Genomic DNA, 26913 nt, shown 5'->3' on the forward strand with positions numbered 1-26913 from the left:
GGCATCCCCCGCACCTGCGGCCGTGTGGCGCCCGAGCGAGCTGGAGCTCGGTCGGCGCGCCACGCGGCGGCAGCAGTCGACGAAATCGGTGCTCATCGCGCTGGTCAGCTCGGTGGTCTTCGTCGTCGTGGTCGGCTGGGCGGTGCTGTCGAGTCCCGGCTGGGAAGACGTGCGGCGGGCCTTCTTCGACCCCGACATCGCGCTCAAGAGCTTCCCGTCGATCCTCGCCGGGCTGTGGGTCAACATCCAGGTGCTGATCGTCGCGGCGATCGCGGTGGCGATCCTCGGCACCACGCTGGCGGTGCTGCGCTCGCTGCGCGGGCCGGTGTTCTTTCCGCTGGCGGGCGCTGGCGACGATCTACACCGACCTGTTCCGCGGCATCCCGCTGCTGATCGTGCTGTACCTGGTGGGTTTCGGTCTGCCGGCGCTCGGGATCTTCGGGCGCGTGCCGGTGGTGCTGTGGGGCACGATCGCCATCGTGCTGACGTACTCGGCGTACATCGCCGAGGTGCTGCGCGCGGGTATGGAGGCCGTGCATCCCTCGCAGCGCGTCGCCGCCCGCTCGCTGGGGTTGACGCACGGCCAGACGCTGCGCATCGTCGTGATCCCCCAGGGTGTGCGCAAGGTCGTGCCCGCGCTCATGAACGACTTCGTGTCGATGCAGAAAGACGTCGGGCTCATCTCGGTTCTGGGCGCGGTGGATGCCGTGCGCGCGGCGCAGATCTCCGCGGCGCAGTACTACAACTTCACGCCGTACATCGTGGCGGCGCTGCTGTTCGTGGCGATGGCGCTGCCGATGATCCGCCTGACCGACTACGTCTCGGCGCGGCTGGCGAAGCGCGAGCAGATGGGCGGCATCGTATGAGCGTGCTTGACGTCAAAAGCGTGCGCAAGGCCTTCGGCGACCACGTCGTGCTCGACGGGATCGACCTCTCGATCGATCAGCACGAGGTGGTCGTGCTGATCGGAGCCTCGGGCTCGGGAAAGTCGACACTGCTGCGCACCGTCAACCTCATCGAGCGCGTCGACGACGGTCAGATCCTGCTGAACGGCGACGACCTCACCGACCCCGCCATCGATCAAGACGCCGCGCGCGCCCGCATCGGCGTGGTCTTCCAGCACTTCAACCTCTTTCCGCACCTGCGCGTGATCGAGAACGTCACGCTGGCCGCGCGCAAGGTGCACCGGATGCCGAAGGCCGAGGCCTACGCCCGCGGCACCGAGCTGCTGGAGCAGCTGGGACTCGGGGCCAAGGCCCGCGAGTTCCCCGATCGCCTGTCCGGCGGGCAGCAGCAGCGCGTGGCGATCGTTCGCGCCGTGATGACCGATCCCGAGTTGCTGCTGCTCGATGAGATCACGTCGGCGCTCGACCCGCAGCTGGTGGGTGAGGTGCTCGATCTCGTGCGCGTGCTGCGCGACCGCGGCTCGACCATGCTCATGGCCACGCACGAGATGTCGTTCGCCCGCGAGGTGGCCGACCGCATCGTGTTCATGAAGGGCGGACGCATCGTCGAGCAGGGCACGCCGGCGCAGATTCTCGACGCGCCGCAGCACCCCGACACGATCGCGTTCCTCGAGCGCGAGCGACGCGGCGGCGCGCTCTGAGCGCTGTTTTCGCCCTCTCGGCCTCAGGGTCGCGGGGGTGTTGGTGGTGCCTCAGCGAGGCCCCTGTGACGCCTGGGGAACGGGTTAACATCGCCTGTCGTCGGAGTGTCCGAACGACACGCCGAGTGTGACAGAAAACTTGACAGGTTCGCACGCCGTCGGTAGGCATCGCGGGAGTTATCCCCCGAGTTGTGCACATGCATACTTCGCGCGGGCAACCTTCAACGAAAACTTCACACCGGATTTCCCCAGGAAACCTGTGGACAAATAATGGCCAGGTCAGGACGGCTATCTTGGTCAAAACTCACATCCATCCACCGAGTTGTCCACAGTAGTTGTGCACAGACGTGTCGGCGTTTCCCGCAGTCTCTCCACAGAGTTATCCACAGGCACATTTGCGCGGGAGGAGGGGTGCTCTTAACGTGGGTCCAGCCCCTCGGTCTTCGTCTCGCGGCCACACGGCGTCGATGTCGGACGTTGGTGATTCGATGCTCCCGAGGTCGTTCCATCTCCCTCCATCCGAGCCCGCGCGGAGCGAGGTGAGCGGGGTCCCCGAGAACTGAAGGAGAGCCTGTGTCGATCGCTGACATCGCCGAAGAGCGTCTCGGAAAAGCCCCGCGCCCCGAGCGCACCCCGCCGCACGACATGCTCGCCGAGCAGAGCGCCCTGGGCGGCATGCTGCTGTCGAAGGATGCCGTGGCCGACGTCATCGAGACGCTCCGCGGCCCCGACTTCTACGTGCCGAAGCACGAGCTGATCTTCGAGGCGATCCTCACCCTCTACTCGCACGGCGAGCCGACCGACGTCGTCGCGGTGACCGACGAACTCATCAAGACCGGTGAGCTGCAGCGCGCCGGGGGAGCGGACTACCTTCACACCCTCACCTCGATCGTTCCCACCGCGGCCAACGCCGGCTATTACGCGTCGATCGTGTCGGAGCGCGCGATGCTCCGCCGTCTCGTCGAAGCGGGCACCCGCATCGTGCAGATGGGCTACGCCGGCGAGGGCGACCCCACCGAGCTCGTCAACAGCGCCCAGGCCGAGATCTACAACGTCTCGGGCGACGACAGTGCCGAAGACTACATCCCCCTGACGGTGGCCGTGGATGCCGCGGTCGACGAGATCGAGGCCGCCCGCGGGCGCGACGGCTCGATGACCGGCATCCCCACCGGCTTCGCCGGTCTCGACCAGTTGACGAACGGCCTGCACCCCGGCCAGATGATCGTGCTCGCGGCCCGCCCCGCCATGGGTAAGTCGACGCTCGCGCTCGACTTCGCCCGCGCCGCCGCGATCAAGTCGAACGCGCCGTGCATCTTCTTCTCGCTCGAGATGGGCCGCTCCGAGATCGCGATGCGCCTGCTCAGCGCCGAGGGAGCCATCCCGCTGCAGAGCATGCGCAAGGGCACGCTCGACTCCCGCGACTGGACCACCGTCGCCGCCACCCGCGGCCGCATCAACGACGCGCCCCTCTATATCGACGACAGCCCCAATATGACGCTGGTCGAGATCCGCGCCAAGTGCCGTCGCCTGAAGCAGCGCGAGGGTCTGAAGATGGTCGTCATCGACTACCTGCAGCTGCTCACCAGCGGTAAGCGGGTCGAGTCGCGTCAGCAGGAGGTCAGTGAGTTCTCGCGCGCGCTGAAGCTGATGGCGAAGGAGTTGCAGGTTCCCGTCATCGCCCTGTCGCAGCTGAACCGTGGTGCCGAGCAGCGCGCCGACAAGAAGCCGGCCCTGAGCGACCTGCGTGAGTCGGGCTCGATCGAGCAGGATGCCGACATGGTGGTGCTCCTGCACCGCGAGGCGGCGTACGAGAAGGACTCCCCGCGTGCCGGTGAGGCGGATCTGATCGTGGCGAAGCACCGTAACGGCCCGACGGACACGATCACGGTGGCGTTCCAGGGGCACTATTCGCGGTTCGCGGATATGGCGCCGGGGATGTAGTTCTTCTGTAGCTTCCGACGACGACTTCTGCGAGAACGGGCACCACGCCCGGGCGCCGGAGCCGTTTGCTCTCCGACGTGCGCTTCGGCAGCATCCGGCATGAATCGACCACCCGCGCGGCGTTTCAAGAGTGTTTCCGCGCGTGAATTCCCGGGAACGGCTGCCCGGTCCGGCTCGATCAGTGTTCAGTCAGGGCTTAACGGCGAAGGCGCCGGGGGTGACCGAGGCCACCCTCGCGGGAGGGGAACATCACGATGACGACGGCGGACGACAAAGCGGCGAAGGCCGCCGCACGCAAGGCACGGGCGGGCGCGAACGGGGTCGACACGATCCCGCCGCTGGCGAAGCTCTTCCCCCTCGGGCTGCAGCACGTTCTCGCGCTCTACGCCGGTGCGGTCGCCGTGCCGCTCATCGTGGGAGGCGCGCTCGGATACAGCGCGCAAGACCTGGCGTTCCTCATCAGCGCCGACCTGTTCATCGCGGGCATCGCCACGATCGTGCAGTCCGTCGGCTTCTGGCGATTCGGTGTGCGCCTGCCGCTCATGCAGGGCGTCACGTTCGCCGCGGTCGGTCCGATGATCGCGATCGGCACGCAGCATGGCATCCAGACGATCTTCGGCTCCGTGATCGCGTGCGGGCTGTTCATGATCCTCGTCGCGCCGTTCTTCGCGCAGCTGCTGCGCTTCTTCCCGCCGATCGTGACGGGTACCGTCATCCTGATCATCGGCCTGTCGCTCATGCGCGTCGCCGCGGGCTGGATCACGACCGGATCGACCGCCGACGAGCCCGGCGCTCCGCCCATCAACATCGCGTTCGCCTTCGGGACGCTCCTGCTCATCGTTCTCATCGAACGCTTCGCGCCCGCGGCGATCGCGCGCGTATCGGTTCTCCTGGGTCTCGTCCTGGGAACGCTGGCGGCCCTGTTCGTCCCGGGGATGGTCGACTGGTCGAACGTGGGTGAGGCCGGGTGGTTCGCAATCGTCACGCCGTTCCACTTCGGGCTGCCGGTGTTCGAGTTCGCCTCGATCCTGTCGATGGTCATCGTCGGCATCGTCATCATGACCGAGACGACGGGCGACATGGTCGCCGTCGGCGAGATCGTCGAGAAGCCCGTCACGCGGCGTCAACTCGCCGACGGCCTGCGTGCCGACGGCCTGGGTACCGTCCTCGGGGGAATCTTCAACACCTTCCCGTACACCGCGTTCGCGCAGAACGTCGGTCTCGTCTCGCTCACCGGCGTGCGCTCGCGCTACGTCGCCACCATGGCGGGAGCGATCCTCGTCGTCCTCGGCGTCGTCCCCAAGGTGTCGGCCATCGTCGAGGGCGTGCCGCGTGCGGTGCTGGGCGGCGCGGGCATCGCCCTGTTCGGGATGGTCGCCGCCAGTGGCATCCGGACGCTCGCGAAGGTGAAGTTCAACAACAAGAACGTTCTGATCGTCGCCCTGTCGGTGGGCGTCGCTCTGCTGCCGACGGTGTCGCCCACGATCTACGACCGCTTCCCGACCTGGTTCCAGCTCATCTTCGACTCGGGCATCTCGGCCGGCGCCATCGTCGCGATCCTGCTGAACCTGCTGCTCAACAGCTCCGATGTGCGAGCGCAGGCCGCGACCGAGCCCGCGCTCGGGGCGTACGACGCCGTCCGCGGCCCCGCCGCAGCCGCTCTCGTACACCCCGAGGCGGAGGGGACCGGCCTCATCCCCACCGCGGCGCTGGATGACCCGGAAGAAAAGAAGTCGACCCCCTCGGCGTGACTGCTCGATGAGGGCCGACCAACTTCCCCCGTCGCGCTTCTCGGCGCCTCAGAGCTCGAGCTCGACGGCCGTCTCGAGAGCCGCCTCGATCGACCGCATCCAGCCGTCCTTGAGGGCGGTGTTCGCCTCGTCGTAGAGCGAGGCGCCGTCGACGAGGTTGCTCGAGCACGCGCACACCATGCCGGCGCGGAGCCCCCGCAGTCGCGCCACCACGAAGAGAGCGGATGCCTCCATCTCGACGTTCAGCAGGCCCATGCGGTGCAGCTGGTCGATCCATTCCGGGGTCTCGGCGTAGAAGGCGTCGTCGCTGACACTGATCCCTGCGTGCGCGGTGGTGCCGGATGCCTCGGCGAGGCGGGTGCTGTGGCGTGTCAGGGCGAGGGTGAGCTCGGCATCCGGAACCGCCGGGAAGCCCTTGGGCACGTAGGCATCCGTGGTGCCGTCGTTGCGGAAGCTGCCCTCGCTCACGAGCAGGTCGCCCGGGACGATGCCAGGCTGAAGGCCCGCGGAGCTGCCGACGCGGATGAAGCTCGTCACGCCCACGGCGGGCCAGCTCCTCGACGGCGATCGCGGTCGACGGGCATCCCATCCCGGTGGACGTGGCGGTGATGTGGCGACCCTTGTACCAACCGGTCATCGTGCGGTGCTCGCGGTTGTGCGCGACCTCCTTCACGTCGGTGAGGAACTCGGCCACGAAGGGAACGCGGAACGGATCCCCGGGGAGAAGGGCGACGGATGACACCTCGCCGGGCGCGATACCGATGTGGTACTGCCGCGCGGTGAGACCGGCCTGGGACTTATCGACGACGCTGGACATGCTGAACGACCTCCGGTGGGAAATGTGACGATGGGTATCGCCGCAGTCCCCGCCCTGTCGCCAAGCGTCATGGTTGATAGGACACGCAGTGCGCCGACGCTATCACGGTGGGTGGGTAGGGGATGTGGTGTTCGCGGGGTGGGCCGCGGGCGGTGGTGGATCCCCGCGCGACGGCAACCTGGTCGCCGCGCTCGGGGTCGGTGTCTGAGTCGCCTTCGTAGACTCGGCGCATGAGTGTGAGCCTGCGAGTGGGTCCGATCGCGTATCCGATCGGTCGCGCCGACTTCCTCGGCTCGTTCTTCGATACGGTCGCGGTTCGGCTGGAGGGCGGTTCGCGCGGGTCTCGGTTCCCGACGCTCGCGGCGCTCTATCGCGACGGTGAACTGTCTGCGGATGCCGCGAGCTCAGCGCGCGACGAACTCGTGCGCGCGGAGCACGAGCTGGGTCAGCACCCGCCGACGGCCGTGGTCTGGGACATCCACCGGCCGGGCGTTCTTCCGCCCTGGGGGAGTGACATCGCCGCCACGATCACGTCGCTCGGCGACTACTTCGTCACGGCTGACGGGCGGCCGCTGAACGCGGTGATGGATGCTGCGTTCGATGCGAGTGCCCGCACGGGCAAGCCGGCGCGGATTGCCTGACGCTCAGTTCGAGTTCGCCCCACTGCTTTGGAGCGGGGGCGAGGAAGTCAGCGGGGTCGACCTGGTCGATGACCTCGCGGATGGCGGCGTCGGCGTGGAGGAAGAGGGTGGCTGGGGTCGTGGCGGTGACGGTACTCCGGGGTGGCGACATGGGTCAGACCCGCCGCATCGCATGCTGAGTGTCAGGCGTCTCGAACGCGTTCTCCAGAGCGCTCGATTCCGGCCAGGAGCACGTCGATCGCGAAGTCGCGTCGCGCTGCGTCGTCGGGGCCGGTGAGCAACGACGCGGAGCGAGCAACGTGCGGGAATCGGTCGGGGTCGGCGCCGTCGTATGCGGCGCGCACGTGTTCACGATCGTCGCCGATGTCCCCCCGGTTGAGCCGGACGGTCCGCTCGACGGCGGTCGACGCGGCGAACTGCGCAATGAGGTCGACCGCGAGAGCGGCGCGGTCGGCGGGAACACCGCCCGCCTCCATGAGCGCCAACTCGTGTTCCGCGAGACGGAGAGCACCGGGGAGGACCGGGATCGAGCCGAGCGCGATCGTGCCGAGGCCGGGGTAGGTCTCCAGCGTCTCGATCGTGTGGACGATGGTGCCGGCGAGGGCGTCTCGCCAGTCGTGGCCGTCGTCGGTGGCATCCACGAGGGACACCTCCGCGTACGCGGCATCCAGGACGTGCTCGAGCAGGATGTCGCGGTTGCCGAAGTACGCGTAGAGCGAGGCGGGGCCGGTTTCGACCCGTGCCGCGACGTGTCGCAGGCTGACCGCGTCGACGCCGTTCTCGCGGATCAGGGCCACCGCCGCCTCGAGGATCGACTGCCGGGACAGCGGCGCCTTCGCGGGGCGGGCGCGGCGCGAGACCGGTTCTGCGGCTGACGGCATGCGGACACGGTACCACTTGACACGATCGGCATTCGTGACGAACATTGTTCGCGAACGCTGTTCGTGAAGGAGTGATCATGTCAATTCTTGTTGTCGGTGCCAGTGGCGCCGTGGGTGGTGCGGTCGTCGCGGGTCTGCTCGATCGGGGGGAGCGGGTGCGCGCGACCAGCCGCACGCCGCAGAAGCTGGCTCTGCCGGCGGAGGTGGAGGTGTTCGCGGCGGACCTCGATGACCCAGCGTCGTTCACCGACGCCCTGAGGGGTGTCGAGCGCGTCTTCCTCTACGCCGACCTCGCCGAGCCGGAGGCATTGTTGGCGACCTTCGCGACCGCGGGCGTGCGTCACGTGGTCGTCCTGTCGTCGTCGTCCGTGACGTTTCCGGGCGCGGCCGAGGACTTCAACGGGTCGCGCTTCCTCCGGGTGGAGGAGGCCGTCGTGCGGTCGGGCCTCGCGTACACGTTCCTGCGGCCGGGCGGATTCGCGAGCAACGCGGCCCGCTGGAGCTGGGGCGTGAAGGGTGAGAGCGCCGTTCCGCTGCCGTACCCCGAGGCGGTGCAGGCGCCCATTCACGAGCAGGACATCGCCGATGTCGCCGTGGTCGCCCTCACCACCGACGCCCTCGTGGGTGCCGCGCCGGTGCTCACCGGACCGGAGCGTCTGACCCTGCGCGAGCAGGTCGCGCTGATCGGTGACGTCATCGGACGCCCGGTGGCGGTGATCGAACAGACCGAGGCGGAGTCGTCGGCGATGCTGTCGCGGTTCGTCCCCGAGGTATGGGTGCGGCAGATCATCAAGGACTGGCGCGAGGCGGTCGGCGCGACCCCGCCCATCTCCGACGAGTACACCCGCATCACGGGACGCCCGTCGCGCACCTTCCGCGGGTGGGTCGTCGACCACGCCGATCTGTTCCGCTGAGGGGGCGGGCGGGATAGTTGACGGCAATCCGTGCTCTGGACCGAGGAGGTGCTCCGCGTGAGATGCGGACGTACGGGGGCGACGTTCGGGATCGCGGAAGCGTCGCGAGCTGCTCGATCGATTGATGGGCCGATGCGTTCTCGCCGAGGGCGACCGAGGCGTCGGCATGGCTGCGCGCTTCACCCCCGGCCCTGAGCGACGTGCGTGACTCCAGTCGCTTGAGTGCTCGGAAAATTACATTTGAGTGTAATGTTAAAAGCGTTCGAGGGGGTGTTGCGTGCGTGCTGTGGATGCGTTGGAGGCCCTCGAGCTTGCGGGTTCGACTCAGCGCGGTCTGGTGACGACCGCTCAGGCGCGCGAAGCGGGCCTGAGCGGGGTCGACCTGACACGCCTTGCCGACGCAGGCAAGCTTCTTCGTGTCCGCCACGGCGTGTACGTACTGCCGTCGGCCGGTTCGGATCGTCTACAGGATTTGCGGGCTGCATGGTTGGCAGCCTCAGCGAACGGAGAGGTCGTCGTCTCGAGGGCGTCGGCGTCGGCCGTGCACGGCCTCGGCGATCTCGTCCCGGCGGCGCACGAGTTCACCGCGGCCGTGCGGCGGCAGAGCACGCTTCCCGATGTTCGCTTCCACCGTGCCGCTCTCGAAGACGTCGATGTGACCGTGGTCGATGGCCTGCCCGTCACGACCGTGGTCCGCACGGTCGGCGATCTCGTCGCGTCATCGCTGGATTCGGATCAGCTCGCGCGGGTGCTGTCCGATGCGGTGGAGCGTCCCGGTGTCGACGTGGAGGCTCTCGTGACCGTGCTCACACCCTATGCTGCTCGGTACGGATTCGATTCGGGACGCGCAATGCTGGCGGAGGTGGCGCCCGGATACCTCGCTGCGACGCTTCGCAGCGTTGTTGACGAAGCCGTGATGCTTTCGAGCCAGTTTCGACAGCAGGCGCTGGACCTTCTCGAAGAGCCGGGCGGCGCGAACGCGCTCTTGGCGCTCTTCCACGACCGGCTCGCCCGCGGCGATTCACCCGTGCGGAAGGACACGTAGTGGCGCTGACAGCAGTCGAGCTCGCCCGCTTTGCTCGTTCGGTCGGCGCGAAGCTGAACACGGAGGCTCGCCACCGCGGCGTCGCAGCGGATGTCATCCGTAAGCAGTACGTTTTCACGCTGTTCTTGAGCAGGCTCTTCGGCGCGGACCCTCAGCCGCCATGGGTGCTCCTCGGGGGGAACGCGCTCCTCATCCGAACAGGTGGAGGGCGGTTCACGCAGGACATCGACCTGGCTCGCCAGAGTGCATGGACAACAGCCGAAGACGTGCGATGCGAGCTGCAGTCGCTCGCTGATGCTCCTGCTGCTCGAGACCCGTTCACGTTCATCATCGCCTCGGTCGAAGCGCACTCCGAAGTCGACCCGTTCGGCTATGGAGCGAAGACGGCAAGCGCGAAGGTGCAGGCCCGACTCGGTTCACAGGTGTTCGAGGTGTTCACTATCGATCTCACGGAGCGACGCCACCTCGATGTTCCCGTCGACCACGTGCCGTTGAGGGTGGTAATCCCGCACGCGACTCTCTCTGAGCTTCCATCGGTGCCGACGACCCCGCTGGAGAATCACCTGGCCGACAAGGTATGCGCGATGTATGAGTTGCACGGCCGTGACCGAACCTCTCCGTCGACTCGATACCGGGACCTCGCCGACATCGTTCGCATCTTGGATGCCGGTCCCCTCAACGCAGAGCGTTTGATCACGGTGCTGGGCCGTGAATCGGGTCGACGCAGGATGACCTTGCCAGAGCGACTGGTGGCGCCTTCAGATCAGTGGCGCGATGCGTTCCCGCGCCAGGCAAGGACATTCGCCGAATACCCGAGCCGGCTCTATCCGCTCGACGCGTCCTTGGACGAGGCCCGTTCGTGTCTGGACCCGATTCTGTCGGGTGAACGAACATCGGGTACGTGGGATTCCGAGACGCGGTCCTGGTTCGAATAAATCGGGTGGGTCCGCGCGCGCAACATGCATGTCCGAGCCCCGACCTACGCTGTAACCGATATGGACCTGGAAGAAGTAGACCGGCTGTGGGAGCAGCATCCGGCGTGGAGACTGCTGCGGGCGCGCAACGCGCCGCTCGTCCTTGCCTTTCTCGGTGAGCGATTTATCGATGATCGATTGGGAATGGGCGATGGCCCGCCTGGGCAGGTGACATCCGCACGTCCCGTCGGAGTCCTTGCCTCCGGGGGCGTGACCGGGTCTCACTTCGCGGCCAGTTCTTCGATATCGGCATGACATCCACCGTCAGACGACGCGAGCAAGTCAGAAGAGTTCGCGTTCCGGAAGCGCGCACACGATCATCTAGGCTCCGATACCACGGCCGAGTCGAACGGACGTCGGGGGGATGTCATGACTATCGATACACGTCACATCATCGGCGGGTCCGTCGACGACCTGGCAGAGGGTCTTCGTCCATTCATCGAGCGAGTGTTCGCGGAGCGTCTCCCGGACGGGCCGTCGTGGGTGCAGATTCTCGCGCACAAAGACGAGCTTGCGGGCAGACCCACCTCGCACCATCACGCGAATGATGTCGGACTGATGCTGCGGGTGATGACCGAGAAGTTGGGCAACCTCGGCTACCCCTTCGACGGGCGTCTTTCCCGACAGGCGACGAACTGGTCGAGTGAGCTGCGTGAGGTGCGTAACAAGTACGCGCATCAGGTCGATTTCAGTCTCGCCGAGACGTATCGGGCGCTCGATTCGGCCGAATTGCTCCTGCGCGAGATCGGTGCGGAGGACGAAGCGCAGCGGATTGCGGCGCGCAAGTCGGCGGTGCTGGCGGCGCTGGGCGGTGGCGTCACGGGCCGCCCGCTTCCGTCACCGCCCAGTGCCCCGCTCCCCGCGCCACCTGTTGTTCCACCTCCTGCGACGGCTCCGCCGGAGACCGCCACCTCACCATCCCCCGAGTCGGAGGCCGCGGAAACGTTGCCGCTCACCCGCCGTCAACGGCGCGAGCAGCCCGAAACGGACGAGTCCGCGACACCACCCAGTCCGGCGTCGAGCGCGCATCTGTCGCTCGACGCGGTCAGCGAGCTCAGCTACGCCATGGCACACGCGCGCATCGTGCCGGTGCAGGAGGTTCGGGTCTTGTACACCGGGCCCGAGCTTCGCGGAGCATCCCTCGCGATCGAGGCCAGCACGGCGAACGGTTCGCTGGGGGCGCCCAAAGTCGTGATTCTCGACCTCGCGCCCGGTCTCAAGACGCTCGTTGGGCTCGACCTGCTGTCGCTCGATCCCGCTGCGATGCTCCAAGTCGACACGGAGCAGCCTGGCTCCATCACCCTCACTCTGCGTGGCCCGGACGGCGCGGTGATCGCCGATCATCGGCATCCGGTCACTGTTCTTGCGGCGAACCAGTGGATCGCCCGGGAGCTGCACCTCGGCCTCGAGCTCCTGGCATCCTTCGCTCAGCCGCAGTCGGCCGCGCTGACGCCGGTCCTGCGACGAGCCTCGGACGTGCTGGGACAGTCGAGCGGCCGCACAGAGCTCGACGGGTATCAGAGCGACAACCCGGCGCGGGTGGACGCGATGGTCGCGGCCATCTGGGATGCCGTGCGCGAACTCGACATCCGCTATGCGGAGCCTCCGGCGAGTTGGGGCCTGCGAGGTCAGAAGATCCGCACGCCGCAAGAAGTGCTTGAGGGACGACTCGGAACGTGCCTCGATACGACCTTGACGCTCGCCGCGTTGCTCGAGCAGGTCGGAATCAACTCGACGCTGTGGGCCGTGGACGGTCACATCTTCCTCGGGTACTGGCGTGAGAACGGCAGCCTCGGCCTGCCCGCGACCACCGACATCGAAGAAGCGGTCAACCTCGCGAAGCTGGGCCGAATCTCACTGCTTGAGACGACACAGGTGACCGGCGGCGCGGGATCCGCCCCGTTCGACGTCGCCCGCGCCACGCCGCAGCCCTACCTCGAGTCGCGCCGCGGCGAGATTCTCGGCATCACCGACGTGCGCGCGGCCCGCGAGAACGGAATCTTCCCGCTCCCCAGCCGCACGGTGGATGCCGACGGCGAGGTGACCGTCGTCGAGTATCGCCCGCTGGACCGCGTGCTGGCGCCTTTCGTCGCCGACCAGCGCGATGCGCAGGGCCGCGCAGTGGCTCCGCCGCGCGTGGCGCAGTGGAAGAACGCTCTGCTCGATCTGAGTCTGCGCAATCGCCTCATCAACTTCACGAGTCGCGCGGGCTATCAACTCGCGGTGCCGGGGGCGGCACTGGGCCGCCTCGAGGACATGATCAACGGGGGAGCGAGCGTCACGCTTCTCGCGTCCGACGACGTCCCCGAGATCGCGCGCGAGCGTGGCATCCGCTTCGGTCGCGACCGCGACGCGGCCGAACGAGAGGCGCTTCTGGCCGACAAGAGGCAGGCGCACCTGACCGACGTCACACAGGCGGCCTACACGACGAGGCTGCGCGCTTTGGCCGCGAAAGCGAAGACCGTCACCGAAGAGACCGGCGCGAACAACCTGTACCTCGCCTTCGGCACCCTGCGATGGGAGTTCAACGACCGGCAGCTGCAATCCCCGCTCGTTCTCGTCCCGGTGACTCTGGAGAGCGTGTCGCGTGGTCAGTCCTTCCGTCTCGTCCTCGACGAGGCCGGTGCGTCCACGCCGAACTACTGCCTCCTCGAGAAGCTGAAGGTGAGTTTCGGCATCGAGGTGCCCGGGCTCGCGAATCCGTCGACGGATGCCGCGGGGATCGACCTCGGCGCGGCGTTCGACGCGGTGCGCCAGGCGATGGTCGACGCCAAGCGGCCCTTCGTCGTGGAGGACACCGTTCACCTCGGCATCCTGCAGTTCGCGAAGTTCCGGCTCTGGAAGGATCTCGACGACAACTGGGAAGAGCTCGCGACGAACTCGCTCGTCACCCACCTCATCCAGTCGCCGAATGAGGCCTACATCGATGCGGTACCGGCGCCGGTCGACGTCGATCTCGATGCGCTGTCGGCGCAGGTCCCCGTCTCCGCGGACTCGTCGCAACTCGAGGCCGTGGTCGAAGCCGTCGAGGGCCGCACGTTCGTGCTCGAAGGCCCCCCGGGCACCGGCAAGTCGCAGACCATCACGAACCTGCTGGCCCGGTCGTTGGCATCCGGGAAGCGCGTGCTGTTCGTGGCGGAGAAGCGTGCGGCGCTGGAGGTCGTGAAAGACAGATTGGATGCCGTCGGGCTCGGCGCCTTCTCGCTCGACCTGCATGACAAGGGTGCACGGCCGAATGCCGTGCGCGAGCAACTCCGGGCGGCGCTCGACGCCACTGCCCGGCCCGATCGCGCGGCGCTGACGGCGCAGCGCGAGGCGGCGGAGTCCAGCCGCGGCACGCTGTCGCGCTACGCGCAGCGGGTGCACGAACCGAACGCGGCGGGTCTGTCCCTGTACTCGGCTCGATCGCAGATGTTGGCATCCGCCGCGGACATCCCGCCCTTGGACGTGCCGCATTCCCTGGTTGCGTCGGGCGATCACATCGACCAGCTGCGCACACTTCTGCGAGAGCTGCCGGCGGTCAGTGATCTCGCCCGCCCGGCACCGACGCATCCGTGGGGCTTCGTCGATGATCCCGATATCGACGCGGCCGCTCTGCATCGCGCGGCCCGCGACTTCGACGACGCGCTCGCAGCCATCGGTCCGAATGACCTGCTGTCTCGCGTGCAGACGCCGCAACAGGTGGAAGCGTGGGCGGGTGTCGCTCGCGCGCCGCGCCATGCTCTCGACGACGTCGACCGAGTGCAGCCCGGGTCGATCGATGACCTCGCTCGGCGGCTTGCAGCGGCGGCCGCGCAGCCGCCCGCATGGCTCGCCCAGGTCGATCCGCGGGTGCTCTCGCGAAACGTTCGCGAGATTCACGCGGCCGCCCAGGCCGCGGATGCGTCCTCTTTCTTCGGTCGCAAGAAGCGTCGGCGTGCCGTGCTGGCCCAGTTTGCGACCGACCTGCGCGTCGATCAGGCCGCGATCGACCTGCGCAGGCTGTCGACACTCACCGGCGCCATGGTCGAGACGGCCGCACAGGTCGACGAGCTGCGCGGCGAGCTGCAGCGACAGCCCGTCGTCGTCGCGTCCCCGGACGTCAACCCCTACCTGCCTGGCTCGGCGGAGCAGGTGGGAGCCGCCCTGACGTGGGTGGGGTGGCTCTCGATGGCGCTCGCGTCCGATGCCTCGGCTGCCGGAGACCTGCGCTCAGACCTGCGCCGTGTCTACGAGACCACGGCCCCGGATGCAGCGTCGGCCGAGCGATACGCGGCGCTCGCCGCCGCATGGCGGGCAATGGCAGCTGCAGCGGGAGGTGGCGCGTCTCCTGACCAGCTCGCCCTCTGGGCCGGGGATGAAGGAGTTGCGGCGACCTGGGAACGCACTCGTACGGCGCGCAACCTCGCGACGACCGAACCGGTCACGCTCGGCCGCTGGATCGACCTGCTCCGACACGTGGAACCTCTGCGGCGCCACGGGATGGATGAAGCGCGGGAGGCGATTCTGGCCGGGCGCGTCCGTGCCGACGACGCGGCGCTCGCCTTCGACAAGGGTGTCGCCTCGGCATCCATCGATGAACGCGAAGACGCCACCGCGCTCAGCGACTTCGATCCTGCGGCACACAACCGCACGATCGCCCGGTTTGCCGCGAGTTCGGCAGCCATCCGTGGTGAGCTTCCGCGGGCTCTGCCCGCTGACATCCTGTCGCAGCGGCGGTTCGATCCGACCTTCGACGGCGGCGACATGGGCGCGCTCAAACGTCAGCTCTCGAGGCAGCGCGGCGGGGACAGCGTGCGGACGCTCATGGACAAGTACGGCGATCTGATCACGCAGATCACGCCGTGCATGCTCATGAGTCCGGAATCGGTCGCGCGGTTCTTCCCCGCCCGCGCCGGGATGTTCGACATCGTGGTGTTCGACGAGGCGTCGCAGATTCGTGTGGCGGATGCCGTGGGCGCGATGGGGCGAGCGCGTTCCGTCGTGGTGGTGGGAGACTCCAAGCAGATGCCGCCGTCGACCTTCGCCGAGGTGACGGCCGACGTCGACGAGGCGGAGGCCGATGCGGGCGTCGTCGCAGATGAGGAGTCCATCCTCACGGAGTGCACGCAAGCGCGAGTTCCGAGCAAGTGGCTGTCGTGGCACTACCGCAGTCAGGACGAGGCGCTCATCGCCTTCAGCAACCACCAGTACTACGAGAGCCGACTGTCGTCGTTTCCGGCGCCGCTGCGTGACTTCACGGCGTCCGTGTTCGACGGACGCGCCGCGAAGAAGCCCGACTACGGGCTCTCACTCGTGCGGGTCGACGGCCAGTTCGAACGTTCGGGTGGGCGCGGAATCCTTCGCACCAACCGCGTCGAAGCGCAGATGATCGTCGATGAGGTGATTCGGCGGTTCGCCGCAGCCGGCGACACCGCACCGTCGATCGGCATCATCACGTTCAACGTTCAGCAGCGCGACTTGATCGACAACATGCTGCGCGACGCTCCGGATGAGCGCATCGGTCGCGCGCTCGACGAGCGCGATGGATTGTTCGTGAAGAACCTCGAAAGCGTGCAGGGCGACGAGCGCGACACCATTCTGTTCTCGGTCGCCTTCAGCAAGAACGACCGCGGAATGCTTCCGCTGAACTTCGGACCGCTGTCCCGCGCAGGGGGAGAACGCCGGCTGAACGTCGCGGTGACTCGTGCGCGACGACAGGTCGTGCTGTACGCGAGCTTCGATCCCGCGGAGCTTCGTGCCGAGCAGACTTCGGCCCGTGGGCTCAAAGACCTGAAGTCGTATCTCGAGCTCGCCGCGCGCGGAGTCGCGCCGACGGACGATTCCACGATCCGCGTGCCCGTCATCGATCGCCACCGTGACGAGATCGCCGCGGTCCTCACCGAGCGCGGACTCGTCGTGAAGACGGACGTCGGGCTCTCGGACTTCCGTATCGATCTCACGCTCGCCTCCGCGTCCGACCCCGCGCAGCCGCTCGTCGCCGTCCTGCTCGACGGAGAAGGCTGGCGTGCGCGCCGAACGGTGGCTGATCGCGATGGTCTGCCCGTCGATGTCCTCGGTAGGCTCATGCGCTGGCCGGGCATTGAGAGGGTGTGGCTGCCGGAGTGGCTCGATGATCCGGATGGCACGGCCGACCGACTTGTCGCGGCGGTGGAGGCGGCTGAGGCTGGCGGCTTGTCCGTTGCAGCCGCGGCGGTTGCGGCAGCCGATGATCTCGTTCCACTCGCGACGGAGGAGCCGCTGGAGGCTCTGCGTGACGGAACACCGCCGGGGGTGGAGGACGAGGAAGTCGTCGCTGTGACGCATCCGCACGTCCGCCCCTTCGTGCCCTGGCCGATGACGACGTCCGGGGGAGTCGGCGTGCTCGATGCGCTTCCGAGCCGATCTGCTGTTGAGCGGGTTCGCGCCGCCCTGGTGGAGGTCATCGCCGCCGAGGGGCCAATCTCGCGAGCACGCTTGGTGAGACTGGTGGCGGAATCGTTCGGACTGTCTCGTGTATCAGGCGCGCGGGCTGCGGCGATCCTCGAGCTGATTCCGGCTACTTCCCTTCGCCCGGGGGACGAGCAGTTCGTCTGGCCGACGGACGTGGATGTCGCCACCTGGCGCGATGTTCGCACGAGTGCTCCGGGGGAGAGCCGACCGCTTGAGTCCGTCGCGCTGGAAGAGATCGCGAACGCGATGGCCGTCGTCGCTCAGCTCGGGGGTGGGGTGCGCGAGGACGAGATCAAGCGAGAGGCTCTGCGGCTGTTCGGGGGGAAGCGGATGACGCCCCAGATCTCCGAGCGACTTGCCGAGGCTTTGACGGTGGCGGTGGCCACTCGACGGGTCGAGCTTGCGCCGTCGGGGGCCTATCTCGCGCGTTTCTGAGGTGTTCGGATCGAGTTCAGACGACGGATAGAGTGACCCCGATCAACACATGGGGGCGCACTATGGGGCGAGGATTCGCGGTCGTCGATCTCGAGACGACAGGTCTCTTTCCGCAGAAGCACGATCGCATCGTCGAGGTGGCGATCGTGCATGTGTCGCCGACCGGCGTCGTCGAGGGGGTCTGGGAAACACTCGTCAATCCGATGCGCGATACGGGTGCGCAGCGCATCCACGGCATCAGTGCCGCTGCTGTCGCGCGGGCTCCGGAGTTCGGTGCACTGGCACCGTCCATCGCCTCGCTTCTGCGCGGGCGGGTGCCTGTCGCGCACAACGCGAGTTTCGACGCGCGGTTCTTGGCCCACTCCATGGAGCAAGCCGGTCTGGCGTGTCCCGAGTACGAGTACTGGATGTGCACGATGCAGCTCGCGGGCACATTCCTGCCGGGCAATCGGAGTCTCGCCGACTGCAGTGCCGCGATCGGGTACGCGATGCAGAACGCCCATCGCGCTTCGGCGGATGCTCTCGCCGCGGCGGCGCTCCTTCGCGCCTACATCGGCGCGGGTCACGATCCCGCGTGGTGGGATGGGTGGCTCGCTACCGCGGGGGAGTGGCCGGATGAGCCGTGCGACACGACAGCTTGGCTGGCGCGCACGGACTCCGACACGGCACCGCGGTCAGTTCTCGAGCGTTTGCACGTGGACGTCGCGGCCGACGCCGCCGTCGACGACGGCGCCCTGAATCTCGACTACCTCGCTCTGCTCGATCGCGTCCTCCTCGATCGGTACATGTCCGCGACCGAGACCGACGACCTCATTCGATTCGCCGCGGAGCTCGGTCTTTCAAGCACCGCGGTGCGCCGTCTCCACCGTGCCTACTTCGACGGGTTGGTCTCGGCGGCCTGGGCGGACGATCAGCTCACCGCCGACGAGTGGGCTGATATCCAGAAGATCGGTGGCCTGCTCGAGATCGACGCGGAAACGATCGCCGGAGCCGCTTCGAAACCGGATGCCGCGGCCCCGACCCTCACCACCGGCTTCCGCCTTTCACCGGGAGACACCGTCGTCATCACCGGCGACACGCGCCGAGATCGAGCGGCGTGGTTCCAGATCCTCACCCAGCGCGGTCTCATCCCGAAAGACAGCATGGTGAAGAAGGCCAAGGTGCTTGTGGCCGCCGACCCCGACTCGATGTCGGGGAAGGCGCGGCAGGCGCGAGCGTGGGGGATTCCGATCGTCACGGAGGAGGGGCTGGAGAGGTTGATGGGGCTGGGGGTCGCTGAGTAGCGGCGCCGAGAAGCCGCAGCGTCCAGGGCGGCGACCCAGCAATTTATGGCGTTATGTGACCGTGCCCACCGCGTTGTGCGGCGGTGTCATTGGTGCAGCTGTTCTGCCTGATGTGAGGTGTCAGGCGACACGAGCACGAACGTAGTCTGCTCGCGGAAGGCCACCCCAAGGCCGGCGTCGCTGAGAAAATCTCGAAGGTCAGCGGTAGGGCGTTCGGGAAGGAGCACCGAACAGCGTAGATCGTCGACGTGCACGTGTCGGCGGTAGTCGTAGAGCTGGCCGACCGCCATACGGAGGTCCGAGCGGCTGACAATTGCCTTCGCCTCATAGAGGGTGTGATCGGATTCGTCGTAGATATCGGTGAGCAGCCGGGTGTGCTCGGCGGGTAGGTTTATCGCCCACCGAGTGAAGTTGTGCCCCACCCGATGTGCGATGAACTCGTCGACAAGCCGCGACTCCCGCCGTACCGCCAGGCCACCCACGCGATCCGCCGTTTCGAAGAACTCGGTTGAGTTAATTTCGACGGGGACCGAAACGGCATTCGGTTGGCGCGTCATTTCTGAGTAACCGACGAGCTCAACGACTCTATCTGGGATCACGCTCACTGGCAGCAGTCGGAAGACGAGCACTGTGCGCAGCGCTCGCGGTTCGATCGAGCGCTGGCATGCGCTCGAATGGCACGTCGGGGTCGAGGATGAACTCTCCGATGTACCGTTGAAGCTTTGTGCTCGACCCCGCCACGACGCCCGCTGCGCTAAACGCGTGGAGGGAGCGTCCTTTCGCGGCGTGGGTCAGGATTGGTGAGTTGCTGCCGCTGAGCTTCTGGTCTCCATCGCGGCCCGCGCCGGTGTAATGGAACACCGCGCCGTCCGGGGAGAAGCCGTCGTAGACGTACCCGAACTGTTTGCCCTCGGCGGGGTCTGTGAACACAAAGACGGAGTTCGAAGTGTTGCTCGGAACGATGCCACCAGACTGAGCGCTGCCGCCATACTCGACCACGAGGTCGGCACGTGTGACGATGTCGCCTGCGCGGAGGCGGACGACGGGCGATGGCACGTGCTCAACATATCGATCAGATCGAATTGACGGCGACATCACTCGCGGGCGGGGGGACGCTACGACGAGCACGAACGTCGCCTCGCGAAGCCTGCGTCCGCACCCTGATACGGTCGCAATCGTGACGAGTCAGCATGTTCAGAGGGCTCTCGAGGACTTCGTTCGCGAGCGTGACTGGGCCCAGTTTCATACCCCGGCGAACCTTGCCAAGAGCATTGCGATTGAGGCGGGCGAGCTACTGGAGTGCTTCCAGTGGAGCGACGATGCGGACGAGGCGCAGGTGCAAGCCGAGCTCGCTGACGTGGTGACCTATTGCATGCTGCTTGCGGCACGGCTTGGGGTCGACCTGGACGAGATCGTGCTCGAGAAACTCGCCATGACTCGGGAGAAGTACCCGGTCGATCGGGCCAGGGGACGGAGTGCAAAGTATGACGCCCTTTGAGATTGATCGCCTGAACTTCACGCCGAGCGCGATTTCGGATTGGACGGCGGGTGACGAGCGCCGAACAAATTGGCCTGTCGTTTATGTGCTTGATGGTGCCGACTCGGCTGGCGCCGGGGCCGTGTACGTCGGTGAGACGGTCAACGCCGTTGCGCGCATGCGTCAGCATCTCTCCAACCCCGCCAAGCAAGTATTTCGACACGTACGCGTAGTAATCGACGACACCTTCAACAAGTCGGCGTGCCTCGATCTGGAATCTCACCTGATCCGCTGGCTCGCCGGCGACGGACAGTTCACGGTGATGAACGGTAACGAGGGGATTATCGACGCTCGGTACTTCGAACGCGACCGCTACCGGCATAGCTTCCGCGACATCTTCGAGAAGCTGCGTTCTGAAGGAGTCTTCCAGCGCAGCATCCCTGAAATCGAGAACAGCGACCTCTTTAAACTGTCGCCGTTCAAAGTGCTCACGCCAGAGCAAGCGATCGCCGTCGAAGACATCGTGGAAGGGCTCCTGGCTGATATCAAGGGCGGAGCGTCATCCGCGAGTGTGATCGAGGGACAGCCTGGCACCGGCAAGACCATTGTCGCGATCTTCCTGATGAAGCTTCTCGCCGACATCCGTGACCACGCTGATGCGGAAGAAGTCGAACCGGATTCGATGTTCGCCGACTTCTTTGTCCCCGGTAATCGCGAGTTGCTCGCGGGGCTTCGGGTCGGTTTCGTGGTACCGCAGCAGTCCTTGCGGGAATCCATTAGGCGTGTATTCAAGAAGACACCGAAGGTCACAGAAGCTCAGATTGTGACGCCCTTCGACGTGGGGGCATCAGACCAGCCATGGGATTTGCTCATTGTCGACGAGACTCATCGGCTGAACCAGCGCGCGAACCAGTCGTCGGGCGTTAACAACAAGCGATTCATCACGATCAACGAGAAGCTCTTCGGCGTTGACGACCCATCAAAGACGCAGCTGGACTGGATCCGCGCTCAGAGCCGGCACCAGATCTATCTGGTCGACGTTGAACAGACTGTGAGGCCGGCTGACCTGCCTTCGAGCGTCCTACGCTCACTCGTGGACCAGGCAAGGTCGACGCATCGCCGGTACCCGCTGTCTTCCCAGATGCGCGTGCGTGCTGGCGCCGACTATGTGCAATTCATTCGGGAGTTGCTGCGGGGACAGGTCAACGCGACGGAGGGCCCCGACTTCGGTGACTACGACCTGAGGTTCTTCGACAACCTCGCGACGATGCGACGAGAGATCTCAAACCGCAACGACGAGCATGGCCTCGCCCGGCTGATCGCCGGTTACGCGTGGGACTGGAAGAGCAACCGCGATAAGGAAGCGTTCGATATCGAGTTGGACGGCGTGCGCCTTCGCTGGAACAGTCAAGCCAAGGACTGGATCAACAGTCCAGCATCCGTCCACGAGGTTGGGTCAATTCACACCGTCCAGGGCTACGACCTTAACTACGCGGGCGTCATCATTGGCAACGACCTACGCTACGACCCCGGCTCCCGACAGCTCTACGTCGACCGCGCCTCGTATCGGGACGCCAAGGGCAAAGAGAACAATAAGCAACGCGGGATCGTCTACTCCGACGACGACCTCTTGGAATTCATCCGCAACATCTACGGGGTCCTCCTGACGAGGGGCATTCGTGGCACGTACGTGTACGTGTGTGACGCGGCGCTACGCGAGTACATTTCGCATCACATTGAACGTCGTGTCACCCGCTAGTTCATTAGGGAAGCTCTCAGGGCGCACGGCCTGTTCTGTCCGTCTCACCGAGTATCCGCGAGGTGCCAGTTACTAGCCGCGCCGTTGACGGCTGCGATGCAGATCGGGTGGGCTGCTCGCCAGCTGCGTGGTCAAAGCAAGAGCACGCTTCGGCCCAAGACCAGCCGCCAATGAGAGGTCAGCCTCCCGCAAGAAATTTGAGCTAGAAAGACCACAAATCAACGGTCGCGCGATACTGTCCGCGACTACGCCAGCTGTCGCATCCGCTACCGGGGAGACTGACTGACTTTAGCCCCTCCGACCTCATCGCACACGATCCCGCAATAAGCAACCTTCGCTCCGGGAGAAACGTGGGCGCGGTTCTCCGAGTAGTTGGATCCAGGCGGCTATGTTCGAGAATCAAGTCCCGCGAGTCGACTGCCCGAGGTTCAGACGGCCTCCGTAAATCCGGCACCCGGATACCTGCAGGGCGAAGCTCCCCGATCGGCGCTCGCGGAGAACCCGTTCCTCCATGGCATCTGCACTCGGCCCACATCGAGTGTTTGCACAGTGCACTCGCATCGCGAGTCGGCAGTGAGGGCGATGCGCTGCGGTTACAGACCCCCGTTGCTCGCCACTCGGTTCTCCGCCCGCTCTGTTGCCTCAACTCAAAGGCGCTGCCCAAACGCGCCCCGTTCTGGCGGGATCAGCGCGCGAATCTCGGGGCTGTCTAAGCCCGCGACCGCTTGTGCTACCCGTGGCGGTAACGCTTGCTCCATCGGCCCGACTCCTGTCTGCAGGCGACGCCTCAGCTCGAGGGTGGCATCGAGGACAGGTCGACCGCTCCGGCGCGGAAAGCAGTAGCGGTCTAGCAGCGCGCCGGGAACTATCACCTTATGCGCGACGATCGGATAGGCCGGGTCGGGGTCGACCCCGTCGGCCAGCAACAAACCCGCTGACCCGTTCTCAATCCAAGCGAAGCCGAACTGTTCCCTTTCAACAGCCCAACCACGACCACGGTAAAGCGATACCGCCGACCTTGGTATGTGTGCTGTCAAGACCAGCTCACGCCTCGATTGTGCGTCGGCCTCGATGTGGTCAATCAGGTCCGACGCAATCCCGCGACCTCTGTGCTCGGGAAGCACTCCGACGTACTCCAGGTATCGCGCTCGCACGAAGGCCCCCCGAACCCCTCAAGCGGCAAGGGGTGGGCGAAAGCGAAGCCGACCGCCTCGTCGTCTTCCATTGCGACCAGAATCGAAGCCATCGCAGCCACCTCAAACTGGGTGAGCGGGAAGTCGGGACTGTCTGATTTCCGGTGTTTCTGGGTCGGCCTGACCGAGAGGAACAGGCCGTGAGGGACACGACCGAGATGATCGATCCTGTGACCGGGGAGATCATCGATGAGCAGCAGCTCGCGGAGCAGCTGCTGAGGCAAGCGAAGGAGCAGGGTGTCGACTTGTTGGGCCCGGACGGGTTGCTGAACGGGTTGACGAAGCGAGTGCTGGAGACCGCGCTGGATGCGGAGATGACCGAGCACCTCGGCCGCGACAAGCACCAGCCCGCCGAGGGTGGCAACATCCGAAACGGGACGAGGTCGAAGAGGGTGCTCACCGAGGTCGGCCCGGTGGAGATCGATGTGCCCCGGGACCGAGACGGATCCTTTGACCCGAAGATCGTCCGCAAGCGGCAACGCCGGTTGACCGGTGTCGACGAGATCGTGCTCTCGCTCACCGCTCGCGGGCTCACGACCGGAGAGGTCGCTGCGCACTTCGATGACGTCTACGGGGCGTCAGTGTCGAAGGACACGATCTCGAGGATCACTGACAAGGTGATCGAGGAGATGACGGATTGGCAGAACCGTCCGCTGGATCGCGTCTACCCGGTGGTGTTCATCGACGCTCTGGTGGTGAAGGTCCGGGACGGCCAGGTGCGGAACAAGCCGTTCTACATCGCCGTCGGCGTGACAGTGAACGGTGAACGCGACATCCTCGGGATCTGGGCCGGCGATGGCGGCGAGGGCGCGAAGTTCTGGCTCGGCGTGATGACCGAGATCAAGAATCGTGGCGCCGAGGATGTCTGCATCGTCGTCTGCGACGGCCTCAAGGGGCTGCCCGAGTCGATCAACACCGCGTGGCCGCTGGCGACCGTCCAGACCTGCATCATCCACCTGATCCGCAACACGTTCCGGTTCGCATCTCGCCACTACTGGGAAGAGATGGGCAAGGACCTCCGCCCCGTCTACACCGCCCCAACGGAGGCGGCCGCAGCGGAGCGGTTCCGCGAGTTCGACGCGAAGTGGGGTCAGCAGTATCCCGCGATCACGAAGCTCTGGCAGAACGCGTGGGCCGAGTTCGTGCCGTTCCTGGACTGGGACGTGGAGATCCGCCGCGTGATCTGCAGCACGAACGCGATCGAGTCGCTCAACGCCCCGCTACCGCCGTGCGGTCCGGGCACGCGGGCACTTCCCGAACGACGCCGCGGCGCTGAAGTGCCTCTACCTCGTGACCCGCTCGCTTGACCCGACAGGTCGGGGCAGGGCACGCTGGGCCACGAGATGGAAGCCGGCACTGAACGCGTTCGCGATCGCCTTCGAAGGCCGTATCAACTAATGACCGCCGGCCCAGAAACACCGTTCATCGGAAAGACCCGGGAAGTCGGCAGCGAATACGGGATGAGCGCCAGGAAAAAGAGCCACCTCAAGCTCGAGGAGCTTAGGTAAGTCCTCCGCCGTGGCCAGGCGGATGCTATGTGACACGTGGAGCTCCTTCGTTAATCAGCTTCGCCACTGTACCCAGCCGGTGGTGGATGCGCACGACGCGGGCCATGAACGTCTGGCTCCAGCGATAAACGCACCGGGGCTACTCGCATTGAAGACTGCTACCGGCGTTAGGCAATTGAAGGCTGACGCGAGCTGGCGCAGTAAGTCACCGGCGGCTCAACTGCCTGCTGTGCTGCCGCAGGCTGAACGCCGTGCGCGCGCCAAGGCCGGACATGCGGTGTGCGGGGAGAATCCAGGAGGCATCGATCGGTCGGCCGTCGGTGATCCGAGCGTCGAGCGTGTTACCAGGGATGGGGATGTGATGGTCGCTCACACGACGGGTGGCGACCGGGCAGCTTTTGGCCAGAAAGCAGGCCCCCACCGCGACTCGACGGCGCAGAGGATCCGCCGTATCGCGTCGCATGTCTTGGCGCGCTGAGGCGGGCGTGCTGTGCGTGGCTGGCCACGGCTGCGTGTAGTGAGTCGCTCGTCGCTGTGTCGTATGCAACACCTCGTCGCGGAAAGGAATCGAGATGCGTAGTGTTGCTGACCATGTGTGCGAGCATCATCCGCAGGGCGATTGGGGAAGGCGACTGATGCGCGATGCAGACGTGCGACTGGCACTTCACAGATGGCTGCGCGAGCAGCACCACAACGAGAGCCACCAGACCCGCATCGTCGACGAGCTGGCGATTGCTGGCCAAGTGCGAGTCGACACCGCCGTGTTGAATGGCTCCTTCGCCGGATTCGAGATTAAGAGCGCAAGCGACACCCTCCGTCGGCTTCCCCGACAGGTCGAGGTGTATTCGGCTGTCCTTGACTACGCGACGCTTGTGGTGGCACGTAACCATGCGGCCAAAGCCAGGGAGCTCCTCCCACGCTGGTGGGGCGTGATCGAGGCAGTTTCCGTGGCCGGCGGAGACCCTGTCGTCCTACGGACAGCCCGCGAGCCACGGCCGAACCCTCGCCTGGAGCCGCGGCTGCTGTGCACCCTTCTGTGGCGGAGTGAAGCACTAGACGAACTGGAACTGCGGGGCATCGCGGCAGGTGTGCGCAGCAAGCCGAACCGCGTGCTTTGGGACCGGCTGTGCGACTCACTGGATTCCGCGGAGGTCCGCCAGATCGTGCGCGAGCGCCTGAAGGCTAGATCAGGGTGGAGAGCTGAAACGCCACCACTTCAATGTGCCTGACCGTGCCCCACTCACGCCATTTCCCGGGGTTACCCGGAGTGGCAGAGCCGGCCACGACGGCTTCGATCCAGGCATCGGCTTGACTGCGCACGGGCGTTGCGTACTCCGCATGACGAGTGAGTTCATCGAGCGCGGGGATGAGCGCCGCCCCACCTTTGCCCGACCCACCCTGCCCCTTGAACAGTTCTCCCTTCGCGAGGAGGAAGTCATTAGTCACGGTGTAGCGGAGAGCCGCACTGATGCTTATGAAGCGAGGGTCTACGCCGAGTTCAATGGTGTCCGGCTTCAGGACGAGGTTGTCGAAAAAGTCTGGTGTCGGCTGGCTCATCGACGCGAGTTTCGCGTGGACGGCGCTGTAGATGCGCCACTCATCACGTGGGTACTCGGTTGTCCCGCGGGGCACACCATTCACATCCGGAAAGCCCGCGCCGCCGACTGTTATCGATCGGAATGGGCCGAGGGCGCGTAAGGAGGTCAATTCCGCGATCACTGCAACCTCAATCACGGCCCCTTCTGCGCTTTCGAAGTCGACGAACACATCGACCACGTCGGGGGCTACACCCAGGTCTCCGAGCAGCGCCGTGAGTCGGGCAGGGTCAATTGTGGTCCAGTCGAGCTGACGGAGTCGGATACCGACGCCGGTTCCATGCGCAACGTGCAGGCTTGCCGCGGCCGCCTTCGCAGCGGCCGAGGACGACACCTCTACGAGCGGTGCGAGCTGAGTACCCGCGACGCGCGTCTGCGCCGCTAGCCACGCCAGCGGGTGCTGGCCGTCGATGATCGGTTCCGAGTCGAGCATCGAGACGTCCACGTATCCGGACCCGCCGCCCCACACCGCGGCAAGTTTCTCCGGGAGAGGTGCCAAGTGTGCCGGAATGGTCTTGCTGTACCGCTCGTTCTCGTAGTCCCACGTACGTGGGGCAATTTGGAACACTGGCACCACAGCTGCCCTCGTTGCTCCGTTGACCCTCGCCAGCGCAGCGAGTTCCCCTGCGCGCGCCAGCGTGAATGGTCGGTATATCTTTCCCACTGCAGCCCCCCGGCCTCA

Annotated in this window: 18 protein-coding genes and 3 pseudogenes; 15 read left to right on the forward strand and 6 right to left on the reverse strand. The window is 66.1% G+C overall.

What is annotated here, in order from left to right; translation table 11 throughout:
• The first annotated feature begins 389 nt into the window (after window positions 1-389).
• The 4 genes from QE412_RS12735 (at window position 390) to QE412_RS12750 (ending at window position 5298) form a co-directional block, all read left to right on the forward strand.
• On the forward strand, window positions 390-866 hold the full coding sequence (locus QE412_RS12735; protein ID WP_307487203.1) for an amino acid ABC transporter permease: 477 nt from the start codon (window positions 390-392) through the stop codon (window positions 864-866).
• A complete protein-coding gene (locus QE412_RS12740) occupies window positions 863-1606 on the forward strand; it encodes an amino acid ABC transporter ATP-binding protein (RefSeq protein ID WP_307484324.1) in 744 nt (247 codons plus the stop codon). The genes QE412_RS12735 and QE412_RS12740 overlap by 4 nt, the downstream gene beginning before the upstream one ends.
• Before the next feature lie 573 nt (window positions 1607-2179).
• Window positions 2180-3547: a replicative DNA helicase gene (dnaB, locus tag QE412_RS12745; protein WP_307484327.1), complete on the forward strand. Its 1368-nt coding sequence runs from the start codon at window positions 2180-2182 to the stop codon at window positions 3545-3547.
• 254 nt (window positions 3548-3801) lie between these two features.
• Window positions 3802-5298: a nucleobase:cation symporter-2 family protein gene (locus QE412_RS12750; protein WP_307484330.1), complete on the forward strand. Its 1497-nt coding sequence runs from the start codon at window positions 3802-3804 to the stop codon at window positions 5296-5298.
• A 48-nt stretch (window positions 5299-5346) separates the two neighbouring features.
• On the opposite strand, the pseudogene QE412_RS17750 reads toward QE412_RS12750, so the two are convergent.
• Window positions 5347-6115 (reverse strand): annotated as a pseudogene (locus QE412_RS17750) (nucleoside phosphorylase).
• A 230-nt stretch (window positions 6116-6345) separates the two neighbouring features.
• On the opposite strand from QE412_RS17750, the gene QE412_RS12760 reads away from it, so the two are divergent.
• A complete protein-coding gene (locus QE412_RS12760) occupies window positions 6346-6756 on the forward strand; it encodes an Imm70 family immunity protein (protein WP_307484335.1) in 411 nt (136 codons plus the stop codon).
• A gap of 182 nt (window positions 6757-6938) precedes the next feature.
• On the opposite strand, the gene QE412_RS12765 is transcribed toward QE412_RS12760, so the two are convergent.
• Window positions 6939-7637 (reverse strand): TetR/AcrR family transcriptional regulator, encoded by a 699-nt coding sequence (locus QE412_RS12765; RefSeq protein WP_307484337.1) that lies wholly within the window; start codon window positions 7635-7637, stop codon window positions 6939-6941.
• A 77-nt stretch (window positions 7638-7714) separates the two neighbouring features.
• Here QE412_RS12765 and QE412_RS12770 point away from each other — a divergent pair, with 77 nt between their 5' ends.
• From QE412_RS12770 to QE412_RS12795, 6 genes are all read left to right on the forward strand, one after another.
• Complete coding sequence (locus QE412_RS12770; RefSeq protein ID WP_307484339.1) at window positions 7715-8551, forward strand: NAD(P)H-binding protein; 837 nt, start codon at window positions 7715-7717, stop codon at window positions 8549-8551.
• Between the two features lie 286 nt (window positions 8552-8837).
• On the forward strand, window positions 8838-9596 hold the full coding sequence (locus tag QE412_RS12775) for a type IV toxin-antitoxin system AbiEi family antitoxin domain-containing protein (protein WP_307487206.1): 759 nt from the start codon (window positions 8838-8840) through the stop codon (window positions 9594-9596).
• Window positions 9596-10531, forward strand: a complete 936-nt coding sequence (locus tag QE412_RS12780; protein WP_307484341.1) for a nucleotidyl transferase AbiEii/AbiGii toxin family protein — start codon at window positions 9596-9598, stop codon at window positions 10529-10531. The genes QE412_RS12775 and QE412_RS12780 overlap by 1 nt, the downstream gene beginning before the upstream one ends.
• 60 nt (window positions 10532-10591) lie before the next feature.
• A complete protein-coding gene (locus QE412_RS12785; RefSeq protein WP_307484343.1) occupies window positions 10592-10825 on the forward strand; it encodes a DUF3375 family protein in 234 nt (77 codons plus the stop codon).
• Between the two features lie 114 nt (window positions 10826-10939).
• Window positions 10940-17416 (forward strand): DUF3320 domain-containing protein, encoded by a 6477-nt coding sequence (locus QE412_RS12790; protein WP_307484345.1) that lies wholly within the window; start codon window positions 10940-10942, stop codon window positions 17414-17416.
• A gap of 62 nt (window positions 17417-17478) precedes the next feature.
• Window positions 17479-18699: an exonuclease domain-containing protein gene (locus QE412_RS12795; protein ID WP_307484348.1), complete on the forward strand. Its 1221-nt coding sequence runs from the start codon at window positions 17479-17481 to the stop codon at window positions 18697-18699.
• An 86-nt stretch (window positions 18700-18785) separates the two neighbouring features.
• Here QE412_RS12795 and QE412_RS12800 read toward each other — a convergent pair whose 3' ends face one another.
• Together QE412_RS12800 and QE412_RS12805 are read right to left on the reverse strand one after the other, a co-directional pair.
• Window positions 18786-19304: a hypothetical protein gene (locus QE412_RS12800; RefSeq protein WP_307484351.1), complete on the reverse strand. Its 519-nt coding sequence runs from the start codon at window positions 19302-19304 to the stop codon at window positions 18786-18788.
• The gene (locus QE412_RS12805) at window positions 19285-19755 is read right to left on the reverse strand and encodes a hypothetical protein (RefSeq protein WP_307484354.1); all 471 of its coding nucleotides are present in this window, start codon (window positions 19753-19755) and stop codon (window positions 19285-19287) included. The genes QE412_RS12800 and QE412_RS12805 overlap by 20 nt, the downstream gene beginning before the upstream one ends.
• Window positions 19756-19876: 121 nt before the next feature.
• Here QE412_RS12805 and QE412_RS12810 point away from each other — a divergent pair, with 121 nt between their 5' ends.
• Both QE412_RS12810 and QE412_RS12815 read left to right on the forward strand, forming a co-directional pair.
• Window positions 19877-20197: a nucleotide pyrophosphohydrolase gene (locus tag QE412_RS12810; protein WP_307484357.1), complete on the forward strand. Its 321-nt coding sequence runs from the start codon at window positions 19877-19879 to the stop codon at window positions 20195-20197.
• A complete protein-coding gene (locus tag QE412_RS12815) occupies window positions 20184-21935 on the forward strand; it encodes a DUF2075 domain-containing protein (protein WP_307484359.1) in 1752 nt (583 codons plus the stop codon). Before QE412_RS12810 ends, QE412_RS12815 begins: the two co-directional genes overlap by 14 nt.
• A 647-nt stretch (window positions 21936-22582) precedes the next feature.
• Here QE412_RS12815 and QE412_RS17755 read toward each other — a convergent pair.
• Window positions 22583-23092, reverse strand: a pseudogene (locus QE412_RS17755) (GNAT family N-acetyltransferase); the annotation flags it as partial.
• A gap of 194 nt (window positions 23093-23286) precedes the next feature.
• On the opposite strand from QE412_RS17755, the pseudogene QE412_RS12820 reads away from it, so the two are divergent.
• Together QE412_RS12820 and QE412_RS12825 are read left to right on the forward strand one after the other, a co-directional pair.
• Window positions 23287-24526, forward strand: a pseudogene (locus tag QE412_RS12820) (IS256 family transposase).
• A 745-nt stretch (window positions 24527-25271) separates the two neighbouring features.
• Window positions 25272-25865 carry a sce7726 family protein gene (locus tag QE412_RS12825; RefSeq protein WP_307484362.1) on the forward strand — a complete coding sequence of 198 codons (594 nt, stop codon included), beginning with the start codon at window positions 25272-25274 and terminating at the stop codon, window positions 25863-25865.
• Here the strand turns inward: QE412_RS12825 and QE412_RS12830 are convergent.
• Window positions 25819-26895, reverse strand: a complete 1077-nt coding sequence (locus QE412_RS12830) for a beta family protein (protein ID WP_307484364.1) — start codon at window positions 26893-26895, stop codon at window positions 25819-25821. The genes QE412_RS12825 and QE412_RS12830 overlap by 47 nt on opposite strands.
• Window positions 26896-26913: the final 18 nt, after the last annotated feature.

Source organism: Microbacterium trichothecenolyticum, assembly GCF_030818955.1.
GTDB lineage: Bacteria > Actinomycetota > Actinomycetes > Actinomycetales > Microbacteriaceae > Microbacterium > Microbacterium trichothecenolyticum_B.